Source organism: Neoroseomonas rubea, assembly GCF_016106015.1.
Taxonomy (GTDB): domain Bacteria; phylum Pseudomonadota; class Alphaproteobacteria; order Acetobacterales; family Acetobacteraceae; genus Neoroseomonas; species Neoroseomonas rubea.
This window is the reverse complement of record NZ_JACADQ010000198.1, coordinates 1-7,330: the sequence shown is the minus strand read 5'-3', so window position 1 is coordinate 7,330 and position 7,330 is coordinate 1. Positions and strand designations below refer to the sequence as shown.

Below are 7,330 nucleotides of genomic sequence, written 5' to 3'. Positions count from 1 at the left end.
CAGGGCGCCGGCGGGGGGCACGGCCTCGAGGATCCGCTGCGGCGCCGGGCTGGCGGCGCGACCGGCGGCGGCCTCGGGGCGCTCGGGCCCGCGCACCTGCTGGATGCCGGCGCTGCGGGTGACCTCTTGCGTGAAGGCGGCGAGGGAGTTGAGACTGACCATGCGCAGCATAGTCCAGCCAAGACGTGAAGAATGGCTTAACGGGGCCCGCGATCGGGTGGTGCGGGCGACGGGACGGGCGGGACCGATGCGCATGCCGGCAGGATGCGCAGGGTCGCCATTAACCTTCCAGCAACTTTTGATTGAAACCTGATCAAAAAGCCCGGCGCGAGGCTCAGTCCCGCGACAATGCCGCCACGCCCGGCAACTCCTTGCCCTCGAGCCATTCCAGGAAGGCCCCGCCGGCGCTCGAGACATAGGTCATGCGCTCGGCCACGCCCGCATGGCGCAGCGCCGCGACGGTATCCCCGCCGCCGCCGATCGACTTCAACGCGCCCGATTGGGTGAGGGAGGCGACGATCTGGGCCACCGCGACCGTCGCGGCGTCGAAGGGCGGCGTCTCGAAGGCGCCGAGCGGGCCGTTCCAGACGAGGGTGGAGGCCGAGCGGAGCCGCGCCTCGATCGCCTGTTCCGTCGCCGGGCCGACATCGAGCGCCATGCTGTCGGCCGGCACGGACCCGACGCCGACCGTCCGCGTCGGCGGGTTCGGCGCGAACTGCTCGGCCACCACCAGGTCGGTCGGCAGCAGGATCTCGCAATTGGCGGCCTTGGCGCCGTCGAGGATGGCGCGCGCCGTGTCGTGCATCTCCGCTTCCTGGAGCGACCTGCCCATGGCGTGGCCCTGGGCGGCGAGGAAGGTGTTCGCCATCGCGCCGCCGATCACCAGCACATCGACCTTCTTCGAGAGGTTCCCGAGCAGGTCGAGCTTCGTCGAGACCTTCGCCCCCCCGACGATGGCGACGACCGGCCGCGCGGGATTGCCGAGCGCGGCATCGAGCGCCTTGAGCTCGACCTCCATCAGCCGCCCGGCATAGGCGGGCAGCAGATGAGCGACGCCCTCCGTGCTGGCATGCGCCCGGTGGGCGGCGGAGAAGGCGTCGTTCACATATGCGTCAGCGAGCTTCGCCAGCGCCGCGGCCATGGCCGGGTCGTTCTTCTCCTCCCCGGCGTGGTAGCGTGTGTTCTCGAGCAGCAGGATGTCGCCATCGTCGAGCGCGGCTACGGCGGCCTCGGCCTCCGGCCCGATGCAGTCATCGGCCCAGGCCACGTGGCGCTTGAGCGCTGCGGACAGCGCCTCCTGCAGCGGCTTGAGCGACATCTCCGGCACGCGCTTACCCTTCGGCCGGTCGAAATGGCTGCAGACGATGACGCGCCCGCCATGGCCTGCGAGTTCCGCGATCGTCGGGCAAAGCCTCTCGATCCGCGTGCGGTCGGTGATGCGCCCGTCCTTCACCGGAACGTTAAGGTCTGCGCGGAGGAGGATGCGCTTGCCCTTGGCATCCAGCGCATCGATGGTTCTGTAGGTCATCGCGTCGGGGTTCCGGGAGAGGGTTGGAATGGTCCGGTGGGTCGCGGCTCTTGTGCTGTTTCCGCTCCTAGCATCCGCGCAGGAGGCCTTCCAGTTGCCCTCGGGCAATATCCACTGCGCGGTGTGGGACGGGGTGATCCGCTGCGACGTGCTGAACTATTCCTATCGCCCGCCGCGGCGGCCGCCGGCCTGCGACCTCGACTATGGGGGCGCGGTGGAACTTGGCCCGCGGGGCAATGCCCGGCTGATCTGCCATGGCGACACGGTGGCGAACCCGATGGCGCCGGTGCTGGGCTATGGCCAGGCCTGGCAGGGGCGGGGGATGAGCTGCGTCGCTGCGCAGAACGGGCTGCGCTGCCAGAATGCCGAGGGCCGCGGCTTCGAGATGGCGCGGGCGCGGCTGAGCTTCTTCTGACGCTTCACGCCTTCCCGGAGGGCAGGCGGATGACCCGCCCATCCAGCGCGAAGCGTCCCCAGCCCTGGTGGTGGATGGTGCTGGCCCCGCGCAGCGCCGGGTTCGTCCAGGCATGCACGACGTCCAGGACGAACATGCAGTAGGCGCTGACCATGCGCGTATCGACCACGCGGCATTCCAGGTTGGCGATGCAGGCGGGCAGCAGCGGCGGTGCGACGTGTCGCGCCGGGCGCGTGGGGATGCGGAAGCGCGCGATCTTGTCGACCTCCGCCCCCGTGCAGTTGCCGATGTCCACCACCGTCCGTGCCATGGTGGCGGGCGGGATGGCGATGACGCATTCCTTCGTGCGCTTCAGCGCCGCGAAGGAATGGTTCCGGTTGCTGACGATGCAGGCGATCCGGGGCGGGGTGAACTCGACCATCATGTGCCAGGACATGGCCATGATATTGGGCTTGCCCCGGTCGCTGGTGGCGAGCAGCACGACGGGTCCCGGCTCGATGAGCTGGTAGGTCCTGTCAAGCGGCGCCGAGCGCAGGTGATGGGTTCCAAGGGCCTTTCGGCCCTTGGCGGGGTGGTCCGGAGGGGCGGCGCCCCTCCGGGACATCACAGCGACCCGAACAGTGCCGCCGTGTCGCTCATGCGGTTCGAGAAGCCCCATTCGTTGTCGTACCAGGACAGCACGCGCACGAGCCCGCCGTCGACGACCTGGGTCTGCGTCGCGTCGAAGGTGGACGAGGCCGGGTTGTGGTTGAAATCGATGCTGACGAGCGGCGCCGTGTTGTAGCCGAGGATGCCCTTGAGCTCCCCTTCCGCGGCCGCCTTCATCGCCGCGTTCACCGCTTCCTTCGTCACGCCTTCCTTGGCGGGCACGAAGTCGAGCGAGACGAGGGAGACGTTCGGCGTCGGGATGCGGATCGCCGTGCCGTCGAGCTTGCCCTTGAGTTCCGGCATGACGAGCCCGACCGCCTTGGCCGCGCCCGTGCTGGTCGGGATGGCGGAGACGGCCGCCGCGCGCGCGCGGTGCAGGTCCTTGTGGAGCGTGTCGACCGTGTTCTGGTCGCCGGTATAGGCGTGGATCGTCACCATGTAGCCGCGGACGATGCCGAAGTTCTCGTGCAGCACCTTGGCCACGGGGGCGAGGCAGTTGGTGGTGCAGGAGGCGTTGGAGATGACCGTCATCTCCTTCGTCAGCGTCTTGTGGTTCACGCCGTAGACGATGGTCGCGTCGGCATTGTCGCCGGGGGCGGAGATGACGACCTTGCGCGCGCCGGCGGCGATGAGCGCGGAGGCCTTCTCCTTGCTCGTGAAGATGCCGGTGCATTCCATCGCGACGTCGACGCCCTGGAAGGGCACCTTGGTCGGGTCGCGCTCGGCGGAGACGGTAATGGGCGCGTAGGTGCGGCCGTTCGCGGTGATAACCAGCTTGTTGCCGTCGACGGCGATCTCGCCGGGGAAGCGGCCGTGGACGCTATCGTAGCGCAGCAGGTGGGCGTTGGCCTCGACCGAGCCGAGGTCGTTGATGGCGACGCACTCGACATCGGTGCGTCCGCTTTCGACCATCGCGCGGAGCACCAGGCGGCCGATGCGCCCGAAACCGTTGATGGCGACCTTCACTGCCATTGTCGTTTCTTCCTTCCCCGAGGGTTCGCTGTGTTCAGGCGAGGCGCTTCTTCACCGCCGCCACGATGGCATCGGCCGTGATGCCGAAATGCCGGTAGAGGTCTTCCGCCGGCGCCGAGGCGCCGAAGCCGCCCATGCCGACGAAGATGCCGTCCGGGCCGAGCCAGCGTTCCCAGCCCATGCCGACCGCCGCCTCGACGCCCACGCGAAGGACGGAGCCGAGCACCTGTTCCCGGTACGACGCGTCCTGGGCGCCAAAGATCTCCCAGCAGGGCAGGGAGACGAGGGCGGTCGGGATGCCTTCGGCCTCCAGAGCGTCCCGCGCGGCCAGCGCGATGTGCACTTCCGAGCCCGTGGCGATCAGCGTCGCGCGCCGAGCGGCACTCGCCTCGGCCAGCACGTAGCCGCCGCGGGCGCAGCGATTCTCGCCGGTGTCGCTGCGCAGCGCCGGCAGGTTCTGGCGTGACAGCGCGAGCAGCGAAGGCCCATCCGCCCGCTTGACCGCGAGTTCCCAGCACTCGGCGGTCTCCATCGCATCCGCCGGGCGGAAGACGCAGACATTGGGCATGGCGCGGAAGGAGGCGACGTGCTCGACCGGCTGGTGCGTCGGCCCGTCCTCGCCCAGGCCGATCGAATCATGCGTCAGCACATGGATCACCCGCTGGCGCATCAGCGCGGCGAGGCGGATCGACGGGCGCATATAGTCCGAGAAGACCAGGAAGGTGCCCGAATAGGGGATGATGCCGCCATGCAGCGCCATGCCGTTCATGGCCGCGGCCATGCCGTGCTCGCGCACGCCCCAATGGACGAAGCGGCCGGAGAAATTGCCGGGCGCGATCGCCGGGACACCCTTCACATTGGTGTTGTTCGACCCGGTGAGGTCGGCCGATCCGCCGACCATCTCGGGCACGGAGGGGACGAGGGCTTCCAGCGCCTTCTGGCTCGCCACGCGCGTCGCGATCTTGGGCTTTTCCTCGGCGTGCTTCGCGCGCAGCGCGACCAGCGCCTCATGCCAGGATTCCGGCAGGCGGCCGGCCATTGCGCGGTCGAAATCGGCGCCCTGCGGGTGCTTGGTGAGGCGCTTAAGCCAGGACCGGCGGGTGCCCGCGCTGCGCCGCCCGGCGGCTTCCCAGGTGGCCTTGAGATCCTCCGGCACGGTGAAGGCAGGCGCGGTCCAGCCGAGCAGGTCCTTCGCCGCGGCCGCTTCCGCCGCGCCGAGCGGGCTGCCGTGCGAGCCCGCCGTGCCCGCCTTGGTCGGCGCGCCGAAGCCGATGATGGTGCGGCAGGCGATCAGCGTCGGCTTGCGGTTGCGCATCGCCCAGGCCATCGCGCCCTCGATCGCCACGGGGTCGTGCCCATCGATCCGGCGCACCGCCCAGCCATAGGCCTGGAAGCGCTTCAGCACGTCCTCGCTGAAGGACAGCGCCGTGTCGCCGTCGATCGAGATGTGGTTGTCGTCCCACAGCACGCATAGCTTCGACAGTCCATAATGCCCGGCGAGCGAGGCAGCCTCGTGGCTGACGCCTTCCTGCAGGTCGCCGTCGGAGGCGATGACCCAGGTGCGGTGGTCCACCAGGGATGCGCCGAAGCGCGCCGCCAGCATGCGTTCCGCGAGCGCCATGCCGACCGCCGTCGCGATGCCCTGGCCGAGCGGGCCGGTCGTCGTCTCGATACCCGGATGCTCGCCGAATTCCGGATGGCCGGCGGCGGGGGAATGGAGCTGGCGGAAGCGGCGGAGCTCCTCGATCCCCATGCCCGCATGCCCGGTCAGGTGCAGCAGGGCGTACAGCAGCATCGAGCCGTGGCCGGCCGAGAGCACGAAGCGGTCGCGATCCGGCCAGCGCGGGTCGGCCGCGTCGTATTTCAGGACCTTGGTGAAGAGCGTGGTGGCGACATCGGCCATGCCCATCGGCATGCCAGGATGGCCGGACTTGGCGGCTTCCACCGCGTCGATCGCGAGCGCCCGGACGGCATCGGCCATGCGCCGGGTCTCCCCGCCGCGGGCGAGGATCTCCGCCTGCGCGGCGAGCGCCGGGTTCTGCGTGGCATCCGGGGTGGGGGCGATGGAGGCCAAGTTCGGGCACCTGCGAAGGAAAAGGGGGCGGCGCCGCTATAGAGGCGGGGGGGGCTGCGGGCAACCTGCCGGACCCGCGGCGCGGCGCACGCCTTCCCCGCCTTCCGCGCAGGGGTCGAGGAAGCGGATGCCCGCATCCTCAAGCGCGCCGCGGATCGCCATGGCGGTGGCGCGATGCAGCGCGTGATGGCCGCCTTCGAAGCCGCGCACGGTGCCCGGGCTGACGCCCGCCGCGCGGGCAAGCTCCGCCTGGGTCCAGTCGAGCAGGGCGCGGGCGGCCCGGCATTGGGGGGCGGAAAGCGGCATCGAGGTGACCTGGGATTTCAACGCTGAACATCAATATTGATGAAAAAATTGAAAAACAATCCTCCACGACCCACATGGATCGTCGCAGGACAGCAGGAGGCGGGACAGATGCCGGACCACCAGACCCCCCTGATCGCGACCATCGTCGTCGGCCTGGTGCTGGCCTTCGCGCTGGGCCTGCTGGCGCAGCGGCTGCGCGTTTCCCCGCTGGTGGGCTACCTGCTCGCGGGCGTTGCCGTCGGGCCCTTCACGCCCGGATTCGTGGCCGATGCCGCGCTCGCGGCGGAACTCGCCGAGATCGGCGTCATCCTGCTGATGTTCGCGGTGGGGCTGCATTTCTCCTGGCGGGACCTCGTCTCGGTCGCGGCCATCGCGGTGCCGGGGGCGATCGTGCAGATCGCGGTGGCGACCGCGCTCGGCCTGGGGCTCGCGCTGCTGCTGGGCTGGAGCATGGCGGCGGGAATCGTGTTCGGCCTGGCGCTGTCGGTCGCCTCGACCGTCGTGCTGATCCGCGCGCTGCAGGAACGGCGGATCATCGACACCGAGCGCGGGCGCATCGCGGTGGGCTGGCTGGTGGTGGAGGACCTCGCCATGGTGCTCGCCCTGGTGCTGTTGCCCGCGCTCGCCGCGGCGATGGCGGCGGGCGCGTTATCGGCGCGCGACATCGCGCTGGCCATCGGCATCACGCTCGGCAAGGTCGGGCTGTTCGGCGCGGCGATGCTGCTGGTCGGCCGGCGCGCCATCCCCGCGCTGCTGCACTACGTCGCGCATACCGGCTCGCGCGAATTGTTCCGTCTCGCGGTCTATGTGGTGGCGCTGGGCGTGGCCTTCGGCGCGGCGAAGCTGTTCGGCGTGTCCTTCGCGCTGGGTGCCTTCTTCGCCGGCATGGTGCTGTCGGAAAGCCGGCTCAGCCAGCGCGCGGCGGAGGAAGCGCTGCCGCTGCGCGACGCCTTCGCGGTGCTGTTCTTCGTCTCGGTCGGCATGCTGTTCGATCCGGGCGTGCTGCTGCGCGACCCGCTCGGGCTGCTCGCGACGGTGCTGATCATCGTGGTCGGCAAGTCGGTCGCGGCCTATGGCATCGTGCGGCTGTTCGGGCATGGGCACGGCACGGCGCTGACCATCTCGGCCTCGCTCGCGCAGATCGGCGAATTCTCCTTCATCCTGGCCGGGCTAGGCGTCGCGCTCTCGCTGCTGCCGCCGGAGGGTCGGGACCTGGTGCTGGCCGGCGCGATCCTGTCGATCCTGCTGAACCCGCTGGTGTTCTGGGTGGCGGAGCGGAAGCTGCCGGCCGCGCCGCGCTCCCCCGTGCCGCCGCCCCCGCCGGCGCCGGCCGCCGAGCCGGGGCACGAGGTGCTGGTCGGCTATGGCCGCGTCGGCAGCCTCGTCG

The 7,330-nt window shown here is 70.2% G+C and carries 7 protein-coding genes; 2 read left to right on the top strand and 5 right to left on the bottom strand.

Features of this window, described 5'->3' with window-relative positions:
• Window positions 1-334: 334 nt before the first annotated feature.
• On the bottom strand, window positions 335-1,528 hold the full coding sequence (locus HW577_RS16715) for a phosphoglycerate kinase (protein ID WP_198377282.1): 1,194 nt from the start codon (window positions 1,526-1,528) through the stop codon (window positions 335-337).
• 28 nt (window positions 1,529-1,556) lie between these two features.
• Here HW577_RS16715 and HW577_RS16710 point away from each other — a divergent pair, with 28 nt between their 5' ends.
• Entirely contained in the window at window positions 1,557-1,943 is a 387-nt protein-coding gene (locus tag HW577_RS16710; protein WP_198377281.1) for a DUF6636 domain-containing protein, read from the top strand.
• A gap of 4 nt (window positions 1,944-1,947) precedes the next feature.
• On the opposite strand, the gene HW577_RS16705 is transcribed toward HW577_RS16710, so the two are convergent.
• From HW577_RS16705 to HW577_RS16690, 4 genes are all read right to left on the bottom strand, one after another.
• Entirely contained in the window at window positions 1,948-2,424 is a 477-nt protein-coding gene (locus tag HW577_RS16705; protein ID WP_332837744.1) for a flavin reductase family protein, read from the bottom strand.
• Between the two features lie 122 nt (window positions 2,425-2,546).
• Complete coding sequence (gap, locus tag HW577_RS16700) at window positions 2,547-3,563, bottom strand: type I glyceraldehyde-3-phosphate dehydrogenase (protein WP_198377279.1); 1,017 nt, start codon at window positions 3,561-3,563, stop codon at window positions 2,547-2,549.
• A 34-nt stretch (window positions 3,564-3,597) separates the two neighbouring features.
• Window positions 3,598-5,628 (bottom strand): transketolase, encoded by a 2,031-nt coding sequence (gene tkt, locus HW577_RS16695; RefSeq protein ID WP_408639538.1) that lies wholly within the window; start codon window positions 5,626-5,628, stop codon window positions 3,598-3,600.
• A 45-nt stretch (window positions 5,629-5,673) separates the two neighbouring features.
• Complete coding sequence (locus tag HW577_RS16690) at window positions 5,674-5,943, bottom strand: helix-turn-helix transcriptional regulator (protein ID WP_198377278.1); 270 nt, start codon at window positions 5,941-5,943, stop codon at window positions 5,674-5,676.
• Between the two features lie 108 nt (window positions 5,944-6,051).
• Between HW577_RS16690 and HW577_RS16685 the strand changes: the two genes are divergently transcribed.
• A partial coding sequence (locus tag HW577_RS16685) for a cation:proton antiporter domain-containing protein (RefSeq protein ID WP_198377277.1) occupies window positions 6,052-7,330 on the top strand: 1,279 nt, incomplete at its 3' end.

Bases quoted from the DNA above. Each gene is read 5' to 3' on its own strand.
- HW577_RS16710 (WP_198377281.1), top strand. From the start codon at position 1,557: ATGGTCCGGTGGGTCGCGGCTCTTGTGCTGTTTCCGCTCCTAGCATCC.
- HW577_RS16715 (WP_198377282.1), bottom strand. From the start codon at position 1,528: ATGACCTACAGAACCATCGATGCGCTGGATGCCAAGGGCAAGCGCATC.
- gap (WP_198377279.1), bottom strand. From the start codon at position 3,563: ATGGCAGTGAAGGTCGCCATCAACGGTTTCGGGCGCATCGGCCGCCTG.
- HW577_RS16690 (WP_198377278.1), bottom strand. From the start codon at position 5,943: ATGCCGCTTTCCGCCCCCCAATGCCGGGCCGCCCGCGCCCTGCTCGAC.